Source organism: Albidovulum sp. (genome assembly GCF_041919395.1).
GTDB lineage: Bacteria > Pseudomonadota > Alphaproteobacteria > Rhodobacterales > Rhodobacteraceae > Albidovulum.
The window spans coordinates 1-19,541 of sequence record NZ_JAYRTX010000036.1 but is presented as its reverse complement, the minus strand read 5'-3'; the positions used below and the strand labels follow the sequence as shown (position 1 = coordinate 19,541).

At 67.4% G+C, this 19,541-nt stretch carries 18 protein-coding genes; 3 read left to right on the top strand and 15 right to left on the bottom strand.

Annotation, left to right across the window (positions count from 1 at the left end; genetic code table 11):
- Positions 1-33: 33 nt before the first annotated feature.
- The 11 genes from ACMUOO_RS08100 to ACMUOO_RS08050 all read right to left on the bottom strand — a co-directional run bounded on the left by ACMUOO_RS08100 (position 34) and on the right by ACMUOO_RS08050 (position 10,172).
- Positions 34-1,191 (bottom strand): NAD(P)/FAD-dependent oxidoreductase, encoded by a 1,158-nt coding sequence (locus tag ACMUOO_RS08100; RefSeq protein ID WP_301920555.1) that lies wholly within the window; start codon positions 1,189-1,191, stop codon positions 34-36.
- 12 nt (positions 1,192-1,203) lie between these two features.
- The gene (locus tag ACMUOO_RS08095) at positions 1,204-2,445 is read right to left on the bottom strand and encodes a flavin-containing monooxygenase (RefSeq protein ID WP_301920554.1); all 1,242 of its coding nucleotides are present in this window, start codon (positions 2,443-2,445) and stop codon (positions 1,204-1,206) included.
- Positions 2,446-2,617: 172 nt separating this feature from the next.
- A complete protein-coding gene (locus ACMUOO_RS08090; protein WP_301920553.1) occupies positions 2,618-2,788 on the bottom strand; it encodes a hypothetical protein in 171 nt (56 codons plus the stop codon).
- A gap of 60 nt (positions 2,789-2,848) precedes the next feature.
- Positions 2,849-3,430, bottom strand: coding sequence for an OsmC family protein (locus ACMUOO_RS08085; RefSeq protein ID WP_301920552.1), 582 nt, complete (start codon positions 3,428-3,430; stop codon positions 2,849-2,851).
- Between the two features lie 230 nt (positions 3,431-3,660).
- Complete coding sequence (locus tag ACMUOO_RS08080) at positions 3,661-4,302, bottom strand: winged helix-turn-helix domain-containing protein (RefSeq protein ID WP_301920551.1); 642 nt, start codon at positions 4,300-4,302, stop codon at positions 3,661-3,663.
- A 95-nt stretch (positions 4,303-4,397) separates the two neighbouring features.
- Positions 4,398-4,820 carry a hypothetical protein gene (locus ACMUOO_RS08075; protein WP_301920550.1) on the bottom strand — a complete coding sequence of 141 codons (423 nt, stop codon included), beginning with the start codon at positions 4,818-4,820 and terminating at the stop codon, positions 4,398-4,400.
- A 623-nt stretch (positions 4,821-5,443) separates the two neighbouring features.
- Positions 5,444-6,460 (bottom strand): proline racemase family protein, encoded by a 1,017-nt coding sequence (locus ACMUOO_RS08070; protein WP_413854995.1) that lies wholly within the window; start codon positions 6,458-6,460, stop codon positions 5,444-5,446.
- A gap of 18 nt (positions 6,461-6,478) precedes the next feature.
- Entirely contained in the window at positions 6,479-7,231 is a 753-nt protein-coding gene (locus ACMUOO_RS08065; RefSeq protein WP_301920548.1) for an SDR family NAD(P)-dependent oxidoreductase, read from the bottom strand.
- Between the two features lie 9 nt (positions 7,232-7,240).
- Positions 7,241-7,993, bottom strand: coding sequence for an SDR family NAD(P)-dependent oxidoreductase (locus ACMUOO_RS08060; RefSeq protein ID WP_301920547.1), 753 nt, complete (start codon positions 7,991-7,993; stop codon positions 7,241-7,243).
- A gap of 9 nt (positions 7,994-8,002) precedes the next feature.
- A complete protein-coding gene (locus tag ACMUOO_RS08055) occupies positions 8,003-9,235 on the bottom strand; it encodes an NAD(P)/FAD-dependent oxidoreductase (RefSeq protein ID WP_301920546.1) in 1,233 nt (410 codons plus the stop codon).
- A 52-nt stretch (positions 9,236-9,287) separates the two neighbouring features.
- Positions 9,288-10,172, bottom strand: a complete 885-nt coding sequence (locus ACMUOO_RS08050; protein ID WP_301920545.1) for a dihydrodipicolinate synthase family protein — start codon at positions 10,170-10,172, stop codon at positions 9,288-9,290.
- 465 nt (positions 10,173-10,637) lie between these two features.
- Between ACMUOO_RS08050 and ACMUOO_RS08045 the strand changes: the two genes are divergently transcribed.
- The 3 genes from ACMUOO_RS08045 (at position 10,638) to ACMUOO_RS08035 (ending at position 15,255) form a co-directional block, all read left to right on the top strand.
- Complete coding sequence (locus ACMUOO_RS08045; protein ID WP_301920544.1) at positions 10,638-11,357, top strand: GntR family transcriptional regulator; 720 nt, start codon at positions 10,638-10,640, stop codon at positions 11,355-11,357.
- A 346-nt stretch (positions 11,358-11,703) separates the two neighbouring features.
- Positions 11,704-13,200, top strand: coding sequence for a trimethylamine methyltransferase family protein (locus ACMUOO_RS08040; RefSeq protein WP_413854994.1), 1,497 nt, complete (start codon positions 11,704-11,706; stop codon positions 13,198-13,200).
- Positions 13,201-13,212: 12 nt separating this feature from the next.
- A complete protein-coding gene (locus tag ACMUOO_RS08035) occupies positions 13,213-15,255 on the top strand; it encodes an FAD-dependent oxidoreductase (RefSeq protein WP_301920542.1) in 2,043 nt (680 codons plus the stop codon).
- Between the two features lie 78 nt (positions 15,256-15,333).
- Here the strand turns inward: ACMUOO_RS08035 and ACMUOO_RS08030 are convergent, their stop codons facing one another.
- Genes ACMUOO_RS08030 through ACMUOO_RS08015 form a run of 4 tightly spaced genes read right to left on the bottom strand, consistent with a single transcriptional unit; the run spans position 15,334 to position 19,506 of the window.
- The gene (locus ACMUOO_RS08030; RefSeq protein ID WP_301920541.1) at positions 15,334-15,867 is read right to left on the bottom strand and encodes an NADH-quinone oxidoreductase subunit B family protein; all 534 of its coding nucleotides are present in this window, start codon (positions 15,865-15,867) and stop codon (positions 15,334-15,336) included.
- A 12-nt stretch (positions 15,868-15,879) separates the two neighbouring features.
- Positions 15,880-17,391 (bottom strand): NADH-quinone oxidoreductase subunit C, encoded by a 1,512-nt coding sequence (locus ACMUOO_RS08025; protein ID WP_301920540.1) that lies wholly within the window; start codon positions 17,389-17,391, stop codon positions 15,880-15,882.
- A gap of 7 nt (positions 17,392-17,398) precedes the next feature.
- Positions 17,399-18,844 carry a hydrogenase 4 subunit F gene (locus ACMUOO_RS08020; RefSeq protein WP_301920539.1) on the bottom strand — a complete coding sequence of 482 codons (1,446 nt, stop codon included), beginning with the start codon at positions 18,842-18,844 and terminating at the stop codon, positions 17,399-17,401.
- A complete protein-coding gene (locus ACMUOO_RS08015) occupies positions 18,841-19,506 on the bottom strand; it encodes a hydrogenase-4 component E (protein ID WP_301920538.1) in 666 nt (221 codons plus the stop codon). The genes ACMUOO_RS08020 and ACMUOO_RS08015 overlap by 4 nt, the downstream gene beginning before the upstream one ends.
- Positions 19,507-19,541: the final 35 nt, after the last annotated feature.

Sequence of the window (19,541 nt, the reverse complement as noted above, 5' to 3'; positions counted from 1 at the left end):
ACGGCACACGAGCCGCTGACACGCGCGGCACTGTCATGCGGCCTGGCCGACCACCCCGCTCAGCCCGGCGATCCAGTCCTGATTGGCCTTCATCACCTTGTTGAGCTTGCGGTGCAGGTCCTGGACGCCTTCCATGGACCAATCGAGCCCCGCGATCCGGTCCGTCAGGTCGAAGACGTCAAATGACAGCCGGTCGCGCAGTGCCGTGTATTCGGAAAGGTTGCCCGTCGTGATCGCGTCGGCGAGGTTTTCGGCATCCCTGAGGGCGTCGGTGATGCCGTGGGCGGTAAGCGGATCCCGGAAGTAGCCGGCGTCGCCCACCAGGGCCCAGCCCTCTCCCGTTGCTTGGCGCAGGTACCCGCGCGCCCCGGCGAAAGTGACCGGCCCTTCCGCAGGCGTCGTACCTTCGATCTCGGCGGCGAGCATCGGCAGGTGGCGCGCGATGAGCGCGCCCTGCGACGCGGTGCCAGCCGCGCGGGCTTCGGTCAGAACGCCCGGCGGCACCGCCACGAACACGCAGGAAAGCCCGTCGTTGGTCGGAATGATCCCGCCCGCGGCCCCGTGCGCGAAATGCCAGCGATACCCGTCGTAGGGAATTCCGTGCATGTAGCTGTATATGCAGCCGATGCTGTGTCGGGCCTGGCGGGTCACGGGTGCGGCGACGTGACGCGCGACCGCGGACCGGCGGCCGTCGGCTCCGATCACGATACCGGCGCGGACCTCCTCGACCGGGCCGCGCGCTGACCGGAGCCTGATGCCCCTCACACGCCCGGCCTCGTCGGCGACGAGCCCGGCGCAGCCGGTCGCGTACCGGAATTCGGCCCCCGACGCGCCCGCCGCTTCAGCGAGCGTCGCGTCGAGAAGCCGACGGCGCGGCGCGAAAAGCGCATCGACCCCATGTTCGGGCCTTATGTCGACGTCGACGACGGCGTGGCCGTCGTAGATGAAGCTCGTGCGCCGGACGGGTGGCGTTCCGGCGCGGACGATCTCATCGAGCACTCCCCACTTCCTGAGCTGCATCACCACGCCGCGCATCAGCGCATGGGTGGACATCGTGTCGGTGCCCGGCTGGTCGTGGTCGACGACGAGCACTCTAGCCCCGTGCGCCGAAAGAAGGAGAGCGGTCGCGGCGCCGGCACAGCGGGCGCCGACGATCACGGCGTCGTAGGACTTCGTTGTTCCAGTGCTCATTGGGCGGTTCCTTCAGGCAACCCGCGTGGCTGCGGTATCGAGGTGGAGTGCGACCGAGGCCGCGATCGACTCGGCGTCGCGGCCGAGGCCATGGATGAAGGCGGAACTGCGGTGCCGCATGAACGGGAGGCCGAGCGTGAAGAGCCCGGCGACGGGGGTGTGCCCTCCGTCGCTGATGATCTCTCCGGCCCCGTCAAGGGCCGGAACCCGCAGCCAGGGGTAGGCGCGGGAATAACCCGTCGCCCAGATCACGGTCCCGATCGCGTCGGTGGCGATCCTGTCCCCGGCGAAAGCCTCGACCGGCGGTACGCGGGCCTCCCAGGCTTCATCCTCGGTCGGGGTGGCGAGCCCTGTCACCTCGATGTGCCGGTCGGCGACCGCAAGGAGCTTCCGCCGCCGCACCTCGGCAGCCGCGCATTCCATTGCAAGCGAGGGCGCGAAGCGGATCCGGTCCCCGTCGGTGCCCATGGCCCGTCCGGCGACTGCAACCCCCTGGGCGGCCAGCGTGACGAGGCCGATCTCGCGGTTGTCCGAATGGCCCACGAGTTGCAGCGAGGGAAGCGCGGCGGGGCGCGCGCTGCCACGGGCTCGGGGCTCGTGCAGAAATCCGCTGCGATGGAGCCAGTGGAACAGATCCCGCCCCCGATACCGGCGCGGTGCACGCACATGCCGGCCGACCGACAGGATGACCTCCCGGCCGCTCCCCCGCAGGTCGGCGGCGATCTGGACCCCGGTTGCCGAGGCGCCGACGACGAGGACGCGCCCCGCCGGCAGATCCCCCGGCCCGCGGTACTGCGCGGGCGTGACCTGTTGCAGCCTGCCGGGCAGGTCGCGGGACCAGGCCGGGACTGCCGCGTGGTCGCAGGCGCCCGTCGCCACGACGATGGCCCGGCATTGCCATTCGCCAAGCGTCGCAAGGACGCGGAAGCCGGATCCGCTCTCGGTTACCGAGCGAACCGCACAGCCGGTAATCACCGGGGCCGCAGTTTCGGCCCGATAGCGGTCGAGGAACGCGGCAAATCCGGCTGCCGGCATGAAGTCGTCGCCCGCGCCATCAGGCACGAGGCCCGGAAGGCCATTCATCCAGGTGGGCGTCAGCAGGTTGAGCCCTGGCCAGCGTTCGGAATGCCAGCGTTCGCCGACCCCGCCCCGTTCGATTACCACATGCGCGATGCCCCGCAGGCTCAGGGACCGGCTCATCGCAAGGCCCGCCGGCCCCGCGCCCACGACGATGACATCCGTACGCGCGGACATGATTTCCACCTCGATTCAATTGGTCGGCCGCAACCAGGCGGGGCGGTGTTTCAGCCCGTCGACGGGAAGCGGACGATAAGGTTTCAGTTGTTTCCGACACCGATTGGCGGAAAAGAGACGCCCGCAGCCGACAGGGCTGCGGGCGCAGGCCCAAGCGCCGGAGTGGACGCCGTCAGGCCGCGATGCCGGGGGCGCGTTCCTCGTGCTCGTCATAGCGCTCGAACGGGACGAGGGAGTTCTGCATCCACCATTGGGCAGAAGCGTCAACGTCGGCCTTTCGGGTGGCGACGTCGAATCCGTTGCCATAGCTCTTCGGCTGCGGGGACTTGAACAGGGATTTCATCGACAGTCCTTTCATCGGATCAAGGGAAGGTGGCGGGCGGACCGACCGCCCGCGACCGCGTCAGCCGGCGATCGCCGCGATGGTGACGGGCACACCGTTCGTGAGCACGTCGAACACTGCCGAGCGCGCCACCGATTGCTGCACGATCTGCTCGAGCACCTCGTCCGGGGCGTCACCCTTGATCCTGAAGGTCGCACGCACGCCCGAGAAACCGTTGCGCGCCGACTTGTCGAGCCCGAAGATGCCATTAAGGTTGATGTCGCCCTCGATCGTCGTCTCGACGGAGTGGAGCTTCACCTGGCGGATGGACGCGATGTTGCCGATGCCGGCGGTGATGCAGGCCGACAGGCCGGCCAGCAGCATCTCGACCGGGGTCACACCGTTGTCAGCGCCGCAGAGCACCTCGGTGTGGTCCCCGTCGATCGTGTGCTTCTGCCGGTGCTCCTGCTCTGCCATGGCGCCGTAGTAGTCGGAGAACGCGATCCGGGAATGGGTGCCAGAAAGCCATTCGCCCTTCGCGCGGAAGGTGAAACGGGCGATGTCGGGCTGCTGGCCGACGACGCCGAGCGTCGCGACAAGCGTCGGGACATCGACGCCGTTGATCGCGACCTTGGCGGGTTTTTCCAGAGTTGCGGTGGTCATGTGAGGTGTCCTTTCCTGTGGAACGTTGCGCGGACGATCCGTCGTCCGATGGAAGGTCACCTAGCCCGGCCCCGTTTCACCGCCATTTCGCGCCATGTTTCAATGGTTTCGATGGTCGCCGGCAGCAAAACGAAAAAGCGCCGCGGCACTGCGCGGCGCTTCTTTCGTTCCCTTCCGGCGGGTCGTCGTCGCTTGCCTGGCAAAGCCGGTCTCGCCGCTTTCCCGCTGCGTCAGGCGGGATCGTAGACATAGCCTATGCCTCGCACGGTGCGGATCACCTCCGGCTTCTTGGGGTTCACCTCGATCTTCTTTCGGATGCGCGAGATGCGGATGTCGATCGACCGATCGAACGGATCCCAGGAGCGGTCGTGCGCCCCTTCGAGGATCTGGTCACGGTTCAGCACCCTTCCGCGGTTCAATGCGAAGAGCTTGAGCAACTGGTACTCCATCGCCGTCAGAGGGATTTCGGTTCCGTCGGCATCGATCAGCCTTGCCGAGTCGAGGTGGAGGCAGGCCTTGCCGAACGGAAACCGCGGGCTCTCGGACGGCGCCCCCGCAGTGGCGGCCCCGGTCACGCCCGCCGCGATGCAGGCCAGCAGGCTGCGGACCAGCCACTCTGCGCCGACCACCGCGTCATCGAGGCGAGTTTCCTCTGGCGCCTGGTTGCGCTGGTGACCGGGCATCTTGCGAACGGAAGTCGAGACTCGGTTTGCGGGATACGCCCGGTTCGCCGGGCCGGTGGCCGCGCGCTGTGGCCGGGAAGCCAGGCTCGGTCTGGCAGCACTGGCGATCATCGACAGCACCGCCGAAAGGTCCACCGCCGGAACCGGTACAGCGCTGTTTGGGTCGAAGGATGAAGGAAGGGCCGTCATGATGGTCTCTCCTTGATTGTCCTGTTCTGGGTTTTCGAAGTTTGCGCTGGGGGTGATGGGGCGGCCGGGGTGCCGGACGCTCGCCCCCTGCCTACTCAGCGGCGACTGGCCGCTTGCCCCTGCGACGACGAGTGTTCGCGAAGCGCGGACTCGATCGAGCCGCGGATGAAGCCGATGTCACGCAGGCTGTGATCACTGAACTTGTCGAGTTCGTACGCCGTCATCCGGATCGCGCGGGCTTCGGCACGCGCGGCATGGCGCATCCGGAGACGGGCGACGAAAGCCGTCGCCCAGGCACGCAGTCTGCTGGCGCGCGCACTCACCTGCGCCCCACCCGCGGCTCGCACCGCGAGCGGCTCCGCACGATGGCTCGTCGTCGCTTCAGCGTTCATGCGCCGACGGGAAGCTGGCCGACGACCGTCCGGATCCTGCCGAAGGTCTTCGCCTTGCGAAGGCAGGCGCACCTGGATGGGTCCGCCGTGGTCTTCCCGAAGAATGGATGTCTCAATAAGATTCATGTCAAATCCCAATCTGTTGTCGTTCAAACCGGTCTGGTCGCTGGCGATCGCGAGAATTCGCGACCCTCGCCCCAAAAAAACCGGGGCGACAAGACCTCATTCGCGCGGGCTGCCAGGACCCGTCGCCGCCACGAAGGGAATGCGAGCCACCGACGGACGCCGGCGGCTCCACGGCAAGGGGAACGAATAAATGTCCTGGAGCTCAGATAACCTTCATGATGTCACTTCAACTATGCATTGCGGCACGTGCCTGGCCGGGTCGCCGGTTCCGCGCCAGATCGTCGCGCCCGATATCGAACTGATCCCCGGGTCGTCGGTGAAGGATCAATTCGCAAGGCATTTCTGCTGGAAAGCCCTGAAATTCTCCAACGAATTGTTCGTATGCGCACGATAAGGGTTGCTAATGGGCGCCGGGCGTCATGGACGCTTCGCCCAGACAGACTCGGCTTCGGGCGGCGCAGGGGTGACGGCTAGCGTCCGAGCATGGCCATACCCGGACCTTTCAAGGCGCCCGGAAAGGCCCCGGCATCTTCCGCCTGACGGCTGTGCCCAACGGCAGATCTTCGGTGTAGATCCGCACGGTGGAGGGCCCGCTGTACGCGCGCGGTGTCGCGGTCGGCCCCTTACCCGCCCCAGGTGTCCGACAGGGTGAAGCCCTGCGGAAAGGGGTCCGTCGGGTCGAGCCCGATCTGGCTGAGGCCGTAGATCCAGCACTGGCCCGACACGCGATTGCGCGTGGCGGCATAGGGCCCGATCCTGGTTTCCTCGACGAACTCGGTCACGAACTCGCCGCCGATGATGGAGCGGGAGACGACCATATCCCCCGGCTTCGCCCGCCCCCGCGCATGGCGGGCGGCCATGTTGGAATTCGACCCCGTGCCACAAGGCGAGCGATCCGCGCGGCCGGGGCGCAGGGTGGTGCAGGTGCGCAAGCCGCCGTCCGGTTCGTCACTTTTGAACATGACATAGGCAAGGCCATCCAGCGCAGGCGTGGTCGGGTGCGGTGCGGGTTCCTGCGCGGCGATCAGGTTGCGCAGGGCGACCCCGACGGTGGCCAAGTGGCGGGCGTTCTCCGGCGCGATGGTCAGGCCGATCTGATCGACATCCACCAGCGCATAGAACACCCCGCCAAAGCACAGGTCATAGCGGACCTTGCCCCATTCGGCCGTTTCGATCACCGCATCCTGTTTCGCGACGAAGGCGGGCGGCATGTCCAGCGTCACCTTCACCACCTTGCCGTCCTTACAGGCGGCGGTGGCCCTCACCAGCCCTGCGGCGGTGTCGAAGGTGACCGTGCTCACCGGCTCCTCCATCGCGATCATGCCGGTTTCCAGTAGCGCCGTCGTCGCGCACATGGCGTTGGACCCGGACATCGCATGAGCCTGATCGGGTTGCAGGATGATCAGCCCCACGTCCGCCGCCGGATCGCACGCAGGGACCAGCAGGCAGAACGACCCCGCCGGGGCAGAGCGGGGTTCGGAACAGAGCATCCGGCGCAGGCTGTCGTCGACCCGGTTCAGATGGTCGAGCTTCTCGGCCATGGTCGCGCCGGGGATGTTCAGGACGCCGCCGGTGATCACGCGGCCGATCTCGCCCGCGCAGTGCACATCCACAGTCTGGACGGTCCGACTCCAGCGCATGACCCTGTTTCCTTTCCCCTAGCACACCGCCTGCGCGCCCGTGATCTCGACCAGCGAGCCGCACATGTAGGCGGCCTCGTCCGAGGCAAGAAAGGCGATCAGTGCGGCCACCTCTTCGGGCCGACCAATGCGGCCATAGGGCACCAGCCTGTCAAGGTCGGCGATCGTGCGCCCCGACAGACGGACACCTGCCTCCAGCATCGGCGTATGGATTTCGCCGGGGCACACGGCGTTCACGCGGATCTTCTGGGGTGCATAGTCGCGGGCAAGGTTCTGGGTAAAGCTGGCCACTGCGGCCTTGGTCACATTGTAGGCAATGTGGTTCGGCGCGGGGTGAAGCCCCCATTGCGAGGCGGTGTTGACGATGGCACCGCCGCCCTGCGCGATCATGGGCGGCAATGCCGCCTGGCACAGGTGGAACATCGCATCCAGGTTGACCGCAAAGGACAGGTCCCAGTCCTCGGGCGCCAGCGACAGCAAGGGGCCGCGCCGGTTGATGCCGGCATTGTTGCACAGCACGTCGATGCGGCCCTCTTGCGCAAGCGTATCCGCGATGATCGCCCTGCAGCCGTCGACCTTCGAGATGTCGGAGACGACCCCCCGGGCCCGCCCGCCCGCGACCTGCACCGCCGACGCCGTCGCCGCAACACCCTCGGCGTTCACATCCGTCACCACGACCCGCGCCCCTTCTGACGCAAATCGTTGTACGATGGCGGCACCTATGCCCCCGGCCGCCCCCGTGACCACGACCACCTTGTCCTGAAAGCGCATCCCGAGCTCCTAGCGCAGATAGCTGCCGCCGTTGACATCCAGCACCGCCCCGTTCAACGAAATCTGGTCGGGACGGCAGACGAAGGCGACCAGATCGCCAATCTCGCCGGTGGTAGCCATGGCTCCGACGGGAATGCCGGCCAGAGCCGCGGCCGGGCCGTGTTGGGCGACGTAGGCCTCGGCCATGCCGGTGCGTACCCAGCCGGGCGCAAGGGCGACGGTGACGATGCCTTCGTGCCCGTGGCTTTGGGCCAGCGACTTGGTCAGATTGATCAGCGCGGCTTTCGTGGCCCCATAGGCCATGGCGTTCGACGCATAGCCGCGCTGCCCAGCCCGGCTGGCCATGTTGACGATCCGCCCGCCGCCATTGGCCCGAAAGTGCAGCACCGCGCTGCGGCACAGATCGACCGCCGCAAGGAAGTTCACCCGGAACTCGCGGTTCCACACGGCCTGCCAGTCCGGCAAGGCGGCCTCCAGCGGCACTTCGCTGCGGATGCCGGCGTTGTTGACCAGACCGGTGATCCGCCCCGCCGCCTCTTCGGCCGACTGCCAAAGCGCAGTGGCGCCGTGCGGGTCGGCCAGATCGGCGCAAAGGCACCAACCCCGCCCGCCCAAGGCGTCCAGCAGCGATTCGGCGGCATCGCGGCTGCGGCCATAATGGATAACCACGCGCGCGCCCTGCCCAACCAGCGCGGTGCAGATAGCCCGGCCGATGTCACCCGTCGCTCCGGTGACAAGAATCGTCTGGCCGTCCAGCGTCATGGTTCCCCCCTAGAATCTGTCCACCCGATAGGGCGCAAGATCGACCGACGGTGTCGCGCCGGAGATCAGTTCGCCCATCAGACGCGCCGTCGTCGCGGCATAGGTGAGCCCGAGATGGCCGTGTCCGGTGGCATAGAATACCCCCTTCGTGCGGGCCGAGGCCGAGAGGATCGGCACCGTATCGGGCAGCGCCGGGCGGTGGCCCATCCACTCGGTGAACTCCTCGCAGCGCAGGGCTGGCAAAGCCTCCTTCGCGCGCTTCACCGTGATCTTCGCGCGGCGGTAGTCGGGCGGCGCATCGAGCCCCGCCATCTCCACCGTGCCGCCGACACGGACGCCGCCCGCCGTGGGGGTGACCATGAAGGCGCGGGCGGGCCAGATGATCGAATGGCGCATGGAAATTCCGGGCGCCATGATCTGGGTGTGATAGCCGCGCTCGGTCTCCAGGGGGATCGGCTCGCCAAGGTCCTTTGCCAGCCGTGCCGAGAAGGCCCCGGCCGCGATCACCACCTCGTCGGCGGCGAGGCGGCGGCCGTCCCTCAGCACCACCTCGCGGATACCTTCGCCGCGAACGAAGCGCGTCACCTCGCCTTTCTCGATCCGCCCGCCCATCGCGGTGAAACGGTCGGCCAGCGCAAGGACGAGCCGGTAGGGGTCCTTCACCGAGCGGTTCTGCGGGAAGAGCACGGCAAGGCCGATCCTGTCGGAGAGTTCCGGCTCAAGCGCCCGGATCGCCTGCCGCCCGAGGACCTCGTGCGGGAAGCCAAAACGCTCGAGGACCCCGATATGGTCGCGGTCGGCCTTGAACTCGGCCTCGTCCGTGTAGAGCGAGAGGCAGCCTTCCTCGGTGATCTCGCCTTCAAGCCCCGTCTCGCGCAAGAGGTCCAGCGTGTCGTCGAGCGACCGGGCGCAGAGGGCGGCGCCCTGTGCTTCGAGGTCGCGCAGCTTGGACGGGCGCGAGGCCGCGATGAAGCGCAGGAACCACGGGACGAGTTTCGGCATGTAGCCGGGACGGATCCGGACCGGGCCTTCGGGGTCCAGCATCCAGCCGGGGATTTGCCGCCAGACGGAGGGGCGCGAGGCCGGCATGAACTCCGTCACGGCGATGCTGGCCATGTTGCCGAAGGAGGCACCCCGCCCCGGCGCGTCGCGGTCGATCAGAACGACCTGTCGTCCGCGCTTCTGGAGATCATGGGCAATGGCGGTGCCGATGATGCCCGCGCCGATGACGATGGTGGTCATGCTGCTCTCCCGGCGGATGATCCGGGCGGCCTTTCGCCACCCGGAATGCGGATCATTTCCAGTTGAGGATCGGCTGCATCGCCGCCGCGAACTCGGCCTTCTCCGCATCGGTCAGCGGGCCGAAGGGCATGCGGCATTCGCCGACCGGATTGCCCTGCAGTTCGCAGCCGTATTTCAGCTTCTGCACGAACTTGCCCGATTCCAGCACGTTCATCGCCGGCCAGACCGCCTGCATGATCGCCTTCGCACGGGCATGGTCGCCCTTGCGGAAGGCGGCATCCATCTCGCAGACGGGTTTCGCCATGCAGTTGGCCGGCCCGCAGATCCAGCTGTCGGCGCCCCAGTGCATGAAGTCCCAGGCGATGTCGTCCGAGCCGGAGACAAGCTGGATACGGCCGGCATAGCGCGTTGCGATACCGATGGCGCGCTGCAGGACGCCCGAGGATTCCTTGATGGCGATGATCCGGGGATTGTCGGCAAGGGCGTCGAGCGCCTCGTACTCGATCTCGACCCCGTCCTTGCCGGGATAGGAGTAGAGCACGATGTTCATGTCGGTCGCGTCGATCACCGCGTTGAAATGGCGGACGATCTCGGCCTGTGTCGGCTTGGTGTAGAAGGGCACGGCCAGAAGGACGGCGTGATAGCCCATCGCCTTGGCGCGCAGCGTGTTGGCGATCACCCCGGCGGTCGAGGGCGCGTTGGTCCCGGCGATCAGCGTCTCGCCCGGACGCGCGGACTCCTTGACGAAGCGCAGGACGGAATCGCGTTCGTCATCGCTCATCAGGTTGTATTCGCCCGACGATCCGCAGGGAACCCACCCCGAAACGCCCGCTGCGCGCAGGGCCAGAAGGTGCCTTTCGAAAGCGGCGAAGTCGATCTGGCCCTTGCCGTCAAAGGGGGTGACGAGCGCAGGCATGACGCCAGAGAGTTTCAGCATGTGTGAATCCTTTCCTCGTGCTGTCGGACAGCGGGTCTCCAGGGCATCTGCCGCTCGATCCGTGTGACGCACCCTTCCCGCTGGGATGCAATGACGAAGCCGACCGGTGCCACGACCGCCAGCGCGACATCCGACCGCATGGTCTGCGCGATGCTCTGGCCGGCGAACATGCGCTTCACCATCCCGACAGCCGTTGTGATCGCCCGTCCTTCGCAAGGCTGGAGCGCGCTCGACGGACCTGCCGGCATGATGGCGGACAGCTTCCCGGTCCCGTTCGCGAACATTCGGCCCCCCATCCCTGCGCCTTGTCGGCCAACTCGCGCCGGTCCCTGATTCCGGTGCCGGAGCGGTGTCGACCTCGCCATTCATGCCGACAGCGTGACGACAAGTCAATAGATCATAATCTGTGTCGACACGAATTGGTGGCCGCGCTACTCTCTGCCCAAAGGTTCCGGAGATGCAGCCATGGAAGACGAGCAGGAAATCAGGCGTGTCCGTGGCGCAGGGTCACGCCTGGCATACGAGACGATCCACGACGAGATTCTGTCCCTCGCCCTCGCGCCTGGGCAACTCCTCGACGAAACGACGCTGGCCGAACGATTCGGAATGTCGCGCTCGCCCGTCCGCGAGGCGTTGATCCGGCTAGCGGGCGAGGATCTGGTGGTGATGCTGCCCAACCGGTCCACCATCGTGGCCCCGATCGAGATCACGAGCTTCCCGAAATATGTCGAGGCGCTCGACATCGCGCAGCGCATGAACACGCGGCTTGCGGCGGAACTGCGGACAGACGCCGACCTGAAGGCCATCGCCGAGCGTCAGCGCGCCTTCGAACGTGCCGTGAAATCCGGCAAGCACCTGCCGATGTCAGAGACCAACAAGCAGTTTCACATGGCCATCGCCGCCGCAGGCCGGAACTCCTACCTGGCGGCCTTCTACCAGCGGCTGCTCGATCACGGCCGACGGATGCTCCACCTTCATTTCGACTACCTGGAGCGCACCCATGACGGCTATCTTCTCACCGACGAGCATGACGAAATGCTCGAGGCGATCCGGGTGCGGGACGTGGAACGCGCCGACGCCCTCGCCCATGCCCACACACGTCAGTTCCGCGACAGCTTCATCGGCTTCATGAAGGAGACCTATCTGACCGCCGTTCCGCTGTCGGCGCCCGGCGCCGCGACGTGAGCCCGAGGGTCCCGGGCACCGTCCGGCATCCGGTGCCGCGGGTGCTCCATCTCGATCGGATGCAACAGCCGGTTTTCGCAAGAGCTTGCCTTTCGCCAGACGGGTCCTCGCGGTCGCGTCCCGAGGCCCGGGGACTCGGATCCCGATCGCCGCGACGCGAACCCTGCGAGCGTTTGTGCGGGTCGGAAGTAGCGCGATCGCCCGCCGCTCGATGATGGCAGCATGGCTCGGATTCCCGCGTGGCCGTCCGAAAGGGCCGCTCCGCGATTGCAGGCGGCGATGGCAGTTGCCAGATTTTGACTGACCTGTTAATCAATATTTAACAAACGACCCTGAGGGATGAGCCATGCGCCGCGCCATGCAACGCCAACGCACCGCGCCGGAAGCCGCGGCACCGCAGCCTCGTGGTACCCACGCGGCTTCCAGCCGACCCTATGACACGATCGCCCCCACGGACGCGGAGCGAATTGTCGATGCCGCCCTGACGCTTCTTGCCGAGATCGGCCTGCGCTTCGAGCCGGGGACCGAAGCGGAGGCCCTGCTGACGCAAGCCGGATGCACCGTCACCCCTGACGGCGTGGTGCGGATGCCTGCGTTTGTCGTCAGGAGGGCGCTCGCGACAGTGGCAAAGTCGGTCCGGCTGTGGAGCCGCGACGCGACGCGGGCCATCGACATCGACGCGCACCACACCTGGTTCATGCCCGGCATGACCTGCATCAAGGTCTACGACGAGGTCACCGGCGAGCCGCGCGACAGCACGCGCGCGGACCTAGCCACGATCACCCGCATCGCCGACGGGCTCGACAACATCGACGCGGTCTGCGTGGCCTGCAAGGACGTACCGAATTCGACCCTCCGCGGCGAGATCGGCGAGTTCCTCTGCATGATGGAGAACACGACCAAGCCGCTTGAATACCTCTGCGAATGGACCCGCTCGCTGGAGGCCGCGATCGAGATGGCCGCGGCGCTCAGGGGCGGGCGTGCGGAACTGGCCGAAAAGCCCTATTTCCTGCACATCGTCACCCCCTTGCCCCTCTGCTACGCCGCGGGGCATGTCGAGCAGATCATGATTGCCGCGCGCGCCGGCGTGCCGCTCAGCGTGGGCACGATTGCCATCGGCGGAGCCTCGACGCCGATCACCACGGCTGGCACGGTCGTCCAGTGCCTCGCCACCGATTTCGCGGGCATGGTTCTCGGCCAGGCGGCGCGCGAGGGCGCCTTCTGCATTGGTTCCACCAACCCCTACTTCATGGAGCCGGCGACGGGCGGCATCGGCAACCTGCCGCAGACGATGCTGGCCGAGCAACTCATCTGCCAGGTGCGTCGGCACCTGGGTCTGCCGTCCCTGACCGGACTCGGCGGCGAGGCGCGGTCGCGCCGCTTCGGCCAGGACGCGGTTTTCGAGATCGCCACCATGATGGGCCAGATCTATCACACCCGGCCGGCGACCTGCGACTATCTCGGATCGCTCGATCAGGGGATTACCTATTCGCTGCACGCGCTCCTGCTCTGCGACGATTATGCCGGGATGCTGCGCACCCTCTGGGCGGGGACCGAGGTCAGCGACGACACGCTGGCGCTCGATCTGCTGCGCGAGATCGGCCTGACGGGTACCGTCCTTGGTCACGAGCATACCGCGAGGCATTGCCGCACGAACCTCTGGGCGAGCCGCTATTTCGGTGGCAAGGAGCCCCTGTCCACGACCGACCGGCCCGACGAGACCCTCCTTCAGCGCATCGACCGCGACCTGAGGCAGCGACTGACGGCGCCGGGACCGGAACCGCTTCCCGAGGCCCTGCTCACCCGGCTGCGGCTGATCCGTGACGATCATGCGGCAATCTAGGATGGCAACCAGATGACCCGGGATCACCGCTTCGACATCCTGTTCGAGCCGGTGCGGATCGGCCCCGTCACCGCGCCGAACCGCTTCTACCAGGTGCCGCATTGCACCGGCATGGGCAACCTCCACCCGCACACGCTCGCGGCCATGCGGGGCGTCAAGGCCGAGGGCGGCTGGGGCGTGGTGAACACCGAATACTGCTCGATCCATCCCACATCGGACGACACGCACGCGCCCTATGCCTCGCTCTGGGACGACGGCGACGTGCGAAACCACGCCGCCATGACCGAGGCGGTCCATGCGCATGGCGCGCTTGCCGGAGTGGAGCTCTGGCACGGCGGTCAGCGGTCGTCCAACGCGCTCAGCCGCGAGGCGCCGCTCGGGCCGGACAGCATGATGGCCGAGCGCAATCCCTGGCAGTGCCAGCGGATGGACCGGCAGGACATCGCGAACCTGCGCGACTGGCACCGGGCGGCGGCGCGGCGTGCTCTCGCGGCCGGGTTCGACCTCGTCTATGTCTATGCCGCGCACACCTATCTTCTGACCCAGTTCCTCGACTCCACGACCAACCGGCGGAAGGACGCATACGGCGGCGATGCGGCGGGTCGGGCGCGGCTCTATCTCGATCTCGTGGAGGAAACCCGGGAGGTTCTTGGCGATCGCGCGGCGCTTGCCACGCGGATCGAGGTCTATGACGAGGCGGGCGCAGGCCGCGAGGAACGGTCGGAGCTTCTGGCGCGGGTGGCACCCCTTGTCGACCTCTTCGACGTGACGGTGCCCGACTACGGGCAGGAGATGGGCCCCTCGCGCTTTGTCAGGGAGGCGGCACTGGAGAGCCATGTGGCCCATGTCCGGGCAGTGACCGGCAAGCCCGTGGTCAGCGTCGGCCGCTTCACCAGCCCCGAGACGATGCTGGGCCAGGTCCGCCGCGGGATCCTCGACCTCGTCGGCGCCGCGCGCCCCTCGATCGCCGATCCGTTCCTGCCGGCGAAGATTCGCGAGGGGCGACTCGAGGACATCCGCGAATGTATCGGCTGCAACATCTGCTATGCGCACGACTGGCTGGGAGCCCCGATCCGCTGCACCCAGAACCCGACGATGGGCGAGGAATGGCGGCGGGGCTGGCACCCGGAGAAGGCTCCCGCGGTGGTGGGCCGTGCCGATCCGGTGCTGGTCGTCGGTGCCGGGCCAGCGGGGCTCGAGGCCGCGCTGACGCTCGGCCGGCGCGGCGTGCCGGTGATGCTCGCCGAGGCGGCGGACGAACCGGGCGGGCGCGTGACGTTGGAATCCTCTCTGCCGGGTCTTTCGGAATGGGCGCGGGTCCGGGACTGGCGTGTCCACCAGATCGGCAAGCTCAGGAATGTCGAACTCTACCGAGCCTCCGAGATGGACCGCGCCGCGGTAATGGAGACAGGTGCGCGGCACGTCCTCGTCGCCACCGGCAGTCTCTGGCGGGCCGACGGGCGGGGCCGCAGTCATCCGGCCGGGGTGGCAAGCTTCGCTGACCCCCGCACGATGACGCCCGACCATATCCTGCGCGGCGCGCGGCCGAAGGGCCCGGTCGTGATCTTCGACGACGAGGAGTATCACCTCGCTTCAGCGCTCGCCGACAGGCTGGCGGGCGAAGGTCTGGACGTAACCTACGTCACGCCCGGCAAGGTTGCGGCGGAATGGTCGATCTTTACCACGGAACAGGCGCGCCTTCAGACGCGGCTCATCGAGCGCGGGGTGCGGATCATGACATCGACCATCGTCACGGGCCTGAAACCAGACGCGGTCGAGCTCGCCTGCCCCTTCACCGGAAAGCTGTCGCAGATCGCCTGTGCGGGCTTCGTCCCCGTCACCTCGCGCGAACCCTGCGACGCGCTGTGGCTGGCGCTCCAGGACGCCGGGCTTGCAACGCTCGCGCGGATCGGCGACGCGCGGGCGCCGGGGCTGATCGCCCATGCCGTCCACGACGGCCACCGCGCCGGGCGCGCCCATCTCGCGCGGTCCGAGGATCTTCTTATCCGGCGGGAACACGTGGTCATCGGCGCGAACGCTGCATCGCGGCCATAGCCGCCGTCGTCAGGTGCGTCGTGCCGTGGTGTCCGGCGCGCCCGCAGGCGTCCGCGCCTCCGGCACCGCTGCCGCCCCTCAGCCTGTCCCGGTCCCGGTGCGCATCCGTTCGACGAGGGCAAGCAACCCCTTGAGAAGCGCCACGGGATCCGGAGGGCAGCCGGGGATGTGAAGATCGACCGGCACCACGGCCGCGACCCCTCCGGCGATCGCGTAGCTGCCGGCAAAGCAGCCGCCGCCCTTCGCGCAGTCGCCGACGGCGATCACCCATTTCGGCCCCGGCGTGGCGTCATAGGTGCGCCGGAGCGCCTCGGCCATGTTGCGCGTCACCGGCCCGGTGACGAGGAGCACATCGGCATGGCGCGGCGAGGCGACGAAATGCAGCCCGAACCGTTCCAGATCGTAGTAGGGGTTGCTCAGCGCCTGAATCTCCAGCTCGCAGCCATTGCACGAGCCGGCATCGACCTGGCGGATCGCGAGGCTGCGGCCCAGCGTCTCGCGCCCGGCCTGCGCGAAGGCCTGGCCGAGCGCCTCCACCGCCGCGGCATCCGGTTCGGGCGCGGCTTCGGTCAGCGGCGGCCGGATCAGGCCTTCGAGCAGAAACCGTCGCATCGCGTCCGCCTCTCAGAGATCGTGCCCGGAATAGGAGCAGTTGAAGGATTTGTTGCAGAGCGGGAAGTCCGCGATGATGTTGCCCTCGATCGCGGCTTCCAGCAGCGGCCACTGGAACCAGGAAGGGTCGCGCATGTGGCAGCGGCGGATGCGCCCCTCGGCATCGAGCGAGAGCCAGACGAGGATGTCGCCGCGGAAGCCTTCTATCAGCCCCAGCCCCTCGCGCGGCTCGCCGGCCTGCGCGACGTCCGTGCGCAGCGCGCCCCGGGGCAGGGCATTCAGCATCTGCGTGATCAGCGAACAGCTCTGCTCCACCTCGCGGATGCGGATCCAGACCCGTGCGTTCACGTCGCCCTCAGCCTGCACCGGCACGTCCAGCTTCAGCATGTCGTAGGGCGCATAGCGCAGGTCCCGGCGCGTGTCGAAGTCGCGGCCCGAAGCGCGGCCGACGTATCCGCCCGCCCCGAAGCGACGGACCAGGTCGGCGCTGACGCTTCCCGTGGCCACGGTCCGGTCGAGGAGCGAGGCGGTGTTGTCGTAGAGATCCACCAGGGGCGGAAACCGGTCGCGGACCTCCGCCACCAGCGCGCGCAGCACGCCCTCGCCTTCGGCGTCGAGGTCAGAGGCGACTCCTCCCGGCACGATCCGATCGCGCATGAAGCGGTGGCCGAAGGCTTCCTGCGCGGCGCGCAGGACCTTCTCGCGCAGCACGCTCATCTGGGCCTGCATCATCGCAAACGCCGCATCGTTGCAGATCGCGCCGATGTCGCCGAGGTGGTTGGCGAGCCGTTCAACTTCGGCCATCAGTCCGCGCAAACGGAACGCGCGTTCGGGTACGGCGACGCAAAGCGCCGCCTCGACGGCCTGGGCGAAAGCCCAGGAATAACCCACCGTGCTGTCGCCGGATGTGCGCGCCGCAAGCTCGGCGCCGCGCGCAAGGCTCGCCCCTCGCATCAGCCGGTCGATGCCCTTGTGCACATATCCCAGACGCTCTTCGAGCCGCACCACCGTCTCGCCCTGCGCGGTGAACCGGAAATGCCCCGGCTCGATGATCCCGGCATGAACTGGGCCGACGGGAACCTCGTTCAGGCTTTCGCCGTAGACTGGAAGGAAGCGATAGGTCGGTTGACCGGGATTTGCCGACGCCGCGCCAAGGGGATGGGCGATTTCCCATCGGCCATGGTCGAGCCAGGGGCGGGCGTCCGCGGCCCCCTCGGGCACGAGGCCGAAGAGGTCGGCCGCGGCGCGTTCCAGCCGCTGTGCCGGGGCGTGATGGACGCCGACGGAGGGAAATACGCCGCTCGCCGCGGCCAGGCGCGCCACTGCAACGCGCCGCGTCAAGGGGTCGTGCAGCGCCATGCAGGCCGCACCTTCTTCGCCCCACAGGCTCATCATCGTGAACATGCCGCCGGCAAGCGCCTGCGTCAGGGTTTCCCATTCCTGCCGACTGACCGGCGTGGCCGTGAAGGGGCTCGCGCGGAAATCGCGCGAACGGGTCCAGGCGAGGTCGGGAAGGTCGGTCATGCGCGTCTCATCCAAGCATCGCCGCGACGGTCTGGAACCAGCTTACCATCGCCTGTGGCATGTGCAGGCCGATCAGATAGACGAGCGCCAGATGCAGCCAGAGCGGCGCGAGCGATCCGTGCATCGGCCTGTCCCCGTCCGAGGGCGCACCGAACGCGATCCCGCTCAGCCGCATGAGAAGCGCACCGAACGCCAGAAGGAGGCCGAGAACCAGGATCAGCGCCAGGGCCGGCATCCGGGCGAAACTGGTGGTCACGACGAGGAATTCGCTCATGAACACGCCGGAAGGCGGCATTCCCGCGATCGACAGCACGGCAAGCACGAGTCCCCAGCCGAGCACCGGATGGCTTTGCGTCAGCCCCCGGATATCGGCGAGCTTCTGCGTCCCCTTGATCTGGGTCACGTTGCCGACCGCGAAGAAGATCGCGGACTTGGTGAGGGAGTGCATGACCATGTGCAGGAGGCCCGCGAAGTTGGCGAGCGGGCCGCCTATCCCGAAGGCGAAGACAATGATCCCCATGTGTTCGATCGAGGAATATGCGAACAGCCGCTTTATGTCGCGGCGGTGGTAGAGCATGAGCGCCGCGAAGACGAGCGACAGGAGCCCGAGCGCGATCATCAGCGGCCCCGGGGCGACTGCCGTCTCGTTGGCGGCCATCAGGAGCTTGAAGCGCAGCAATGCATAGAGCGCCACGTTGAGGAGAAGTCCGGAAAGCACCGCCGAGATCGGCGTCGGTCCTTCGGCGTGGGCGTCGGGCAGCCAGGCATGGAACGGCGCGAGTCCTACCTTGGTGCCATAGCCCACCAGCAGGAACACGAAGGCCACGTTCAGCATCGCCGGATCGAAGCGCGGGGCCGCCGCGATCAGGTTGCTCCAGACCATCGACGGCATGCCCTCGCCAAGCACCGGCTGTGCGGCCACATAGACTAGGATGGTCCCGAAGAGCGCAAGTGCGATGCCGACCGAACCGAGGATGAAGTATTTCCACGCCGCCTCCAGCGCCTCGTGGGTCCGGTAAAGGCCGACCATGAGCACCGTGGTCAGCGTCGCAAGCTCGATCGCCACCCACATCAGGCCGATGTTGTTCGACAGGAGCGCCAGGTTCATGCCGAACATCATCATCTGGTACATGGCGTGGTAGAACCGGAGGTTGGCCGGAGTCACCCGCCCGATCTCCAGTTCGTGGCCGATGTAGCTGGCGGAAAAGAAGGCCGCCGTGAATCCCACGAAGGTATTCAGCACGATGAAGACGATGTTGAGATCGTCCACCTGCAGGAAGTCCCCCGCCGGGGGCCGGTCGAGCACCAGAAGACCGGCCGCGGCCGCGAAGGTCATGAAGGAGGTGGCCACGTTGAGCCACGCACTCGTCCGGTAGCCCGGCAGGAGCGCAAGCAGCACCGCACCGCCTGCGGGCAGGGCCAGTACGGCGGCGAGGGCGTCGGCGCCGGTCATCGCCGCTCTCCCCGGAATTCGTCCAGGGACTCGAGATCGACGGAATCGAACCGCTCGCGGATGCGGAACAGGAACACCCCGACCACGATCATCGCGATCAGCACCGAAAAGGCGACGCTTATCTCAACGACGAGCGGCATGCCCTGCGCGCCCGCGGCCGCAAGGATTAGCCCGTTTTCCAGCGACATGAAGCCCACGACCTGCGTCACGGCGTTGCGCCTCGTGACCATCATCAGCATGCCGAGGAGGATCACCGACAGCGCGAAGGCCAGGTCCTCTCGCGCAAGGGGGTTCTCTGCCGCCGCGGTCAGCTGCAGCATCAGAAGGATCGAAAGGGCAACGAGCCCCATCCCGGCAAGCATCGTCGGCACGACCCCCGCGACCGTCTCGACCTCGCGATGGATGCCGAGCCGCTGGACGATGCGGTGCAACGCCCAGGGCACGATCACGCCCTTGAACACCAGGGCGAGCGCGGCGGAGGCATAGAGGTGGTGCGCCTCCTGGATCCAGGCCTGCCAGGCCACGGCAAGAGCCAGAAGCACCGCCTGAAGCGCAAAGGTGTTCAGGAGTGCGTAGATCCGGTCCTGATAGATCATCATGAAGCTGACCAGGACGAGGCTGCCGGCCAGAAGGTGCGCGATGTCGAACTCAAGGCCATGCATCGCTAGAGGCTCCTTGAGACGAAGAGCAGAAGGGT

Coding starts and splice junctions, on each gene's coding strand:
- ACMUOO_RS08100 (WP_301920555.1), bottom strand. CDS start 1,191: ATGAGCACTGGAACAACGAAGTCCTACGACGCCGTGATCGTCGGCGCC.
- ACMUOO_RS08095 (WP_301920554.1), bottom strand. CDS start 2,445: ATGTCCGCGCGTACGGATGTCATCGTCGTGGGCGCGGGGCCGGCGGGC.
- ACMUOO_RS08090 (WP_301920553.1), bottom strand. CDS start 2,788: ATGAAATCCCTGTTCAAGTCCCCGCAGCCGAAGAGCTATGGCAACGGA.
- ACMUOO_RS08085 (WP_301920552.1), bottom strand. CDS start 3,430: ATGACCACCGCAACTCTGGAAAAACCCGCCAAGGTCGCGATCAACGGC.
- ACMUOO_RS08080 (WP_301920551.1), bottom strand. CDS start 4,302: ATGACGGCCCTTCCTTCATCCTTCGACCCAAACAGCGCTGTACCGGTT.
- ACMUOO_RS08075 (WP_301920550.1), bottom strand. CDS start 4,820: ATGAATCTTATTGAGACATCCATTCTTCGGGAAGACCACGGCGGACCC.
- ACMUOO_RS08070 (WP_413854995.1), bottom strand. CDS start 6,460: ATGCGCTGGAGTCGGACCGTCCAGACTGTGGATGTGCACTGCGCGGGC.
- ACMUOO_RS08065 (WP_301920548.1), bottom strand. CDS start 7,231: ATGCGCTTTCAGGACAAGGTGGTCGTGGTCACGGGGGCGGCCGGGGGC.
- ACMUOO_RS08060 (WP_301920547.1), bottom strand. CDS start 7,993: ATGACGCTGGACGGCCAGACGATTCTTGTCACCGGAGCGACGGGTGAC.
- ACMUOO_RS08055 (WP_301920546.1), bottom strand. CDS start 9,235: ATGACCACCATCGTCATCGGCGCGGGCATCATCGGCACCGCCATTGCC.
- ACMUOO_RS08050 (WP_301920545.1), bottom strand. CDS start 10,172: ATGCTGAAACTCTCTGGCGTCATGCCTGCGCTCGTCACCCCCTTTGAC.
- ACMUOO_RS08045 (WP_301920544.1), top strand. CDS start 10,638: ATGGAAGACGAGCAGGAAATCAGGCGTGTCCGTGGCGCAGGGTCACGC.
- ACMUOO_RS08040 (WP_413854994.1), top strand. CDS start 11,704: ATGCGCCGCGCCATGCAACGCCAACGCACCGCGCCGGAAGCCGCGGCA.
- ACMUOO_RS08035 (WP_301920542.1), top strand. CDS start 13,213: ATGACCCGGGATCACCGCTTCGACATCCTGTTCGAGCCGGTGCGGATC.
- ACMUOO_RS08030 (WP_301920541.1), bottom strand. CDS start 15,867: ATGCGACGGTTTCTGCTCGAAGGCCTGATCCGGCCGCCGCTGACCGAA.
- ACMUOO_RS08025 (WP_301920540.1), bottom strand. CDS start 17,391: ATGACCGACCTTCCCGACCTCGCCTGGACCCGTTCGCGCGATTTCCGC.
- ACMUOO_RS08020 (WP_301920539.1), bottom strand. CDS start 18,844: ATGACCGGCGCCGACGCCCTCGCCGCCGTACTGGCCCTGCCCGCAGGC.
- ACMUOO_RS08015 (WP_301920538.1), bottom strand. CDS start 19,506: ATGCATGGCCTTGAGTTCGACATCGCGCACCTTCTGGCCGGCAGCCTC.